The 1013-nt window shown below is 67.6% G+C and carries 1 protein-coding gene and 1 pseudogene; one reads left to right on the plus strand and one right to left on the minus strand.

The window, feature by feature from the left end:
• Nucleotides 1-265: pseudogene (locus tag ACH107_RS33135) on the plus strand (exodeoxyribonuclease VII large subunit); the annotation flags it as partial.
• Between the two features lie 26 nt (nucleotides 266-291).
• Here ACH107_RS33135 and ACH107_RS33140 read toward each other — a convergent pair.
• Complete coding sequence (locus tag ACH107_RS33140) at nucleotides 292-675, minus strand: hypothetical protein (RefSeq protein WP_310689887.1); 384 nt, start codon at nucleotides 673-675, stop codon at nucleotides 292-294.
• Between the last annotated feature and the right edge of the window lie 338 nt (nucleotides 676-1013).

The following is a 1013-nucleotide window of genomic DNA, read 5'->3' on the forward strand; positions in this document are numbered from 1 at the left end:
CAGCGCGCAGGACCGCCGCGCCGCAAGGCTCGAGGCGCTGGACAACCTGCGCCGCACGCTGGGGTATACCGAGACGCTCAAGCGCGGCTACGCGGTGGTGCGCGGCGATGGCGCCGTGGTCACGACGGCCAAGGCCGCGGGCAAGGCCGCCGCGCTGGAACTGGAATTCGCAGATGGCAAGCTGCCGGCCGGCCCCGGCGACGGGCCGAAGCCGAAGAAGGCCAGGTCGAAAACGCCGCCCCCGGACCAGGGGAGCCTGTTCTAGGCGGGCGCAGGTCCCGTGGGCCGCCCCTAGGACCCCATGTTATCGCAGATCAGGGGCTTGGCTTCCTCGACCTCGTAAAGGATAGTCGTGTCCGGATCGTTGAGGAACTCGGCGCGGATGCCACTGTCCTCCTTGTAGACCTCCCAGCACTTGGGCTCGGGGTCGCCGTCGTAGACGAAACAGATCGCGCGGCCCTCGGCATACCATTCGCCCTGAATGCACTCCCCGTCCAGGAAGGACCAGATGACCCGCTGCGACGGGGCGTAGAATTCCGCACCGTAGGGCTGGCCATTGGCGGAAAAGGTCAGGGTCTTGCCGGTCATGTGGTCCGCGAACTCGGGCCCGGTCATGGGGGTTTCGGCCAGCGCGGCGGCCGGCAGCAGGACAAGGATGGCAACCAGTGATCGCATGTTCGCAATCTTGCAGAGGGTGGGGCGGTGCGTCCACCCGCGTCCGAACGGTGCGCCGCCTGGAGCGTTTGCAGGGCAGGGCCGGAGGTGACGCAGAATCGCGCGGTCGCCCTTAACCTTTGCCCGGCTTGTGTTTAGATATCTTGCAACCACTATCGGAGCGCGCGCATGGCCTTTTTCAGAAAACTCAAGGATCGATTGTTCAAGTCCTCCTCGAAGATCGAGGAGGGGCTGGACGCCATCGTCGATGAGGGCGGCGTCGCGGAGGACGAACCGGCGGCCCCGGAGCCCGCCCCCGACCCCGCCCCCGACCCCGCCCCGGACCCGGGCCCCGCAAC

It is taken from the genome of Roseovarius halophilus (ex Wu et al. 2025) (genome assembly GCF_047086965.1).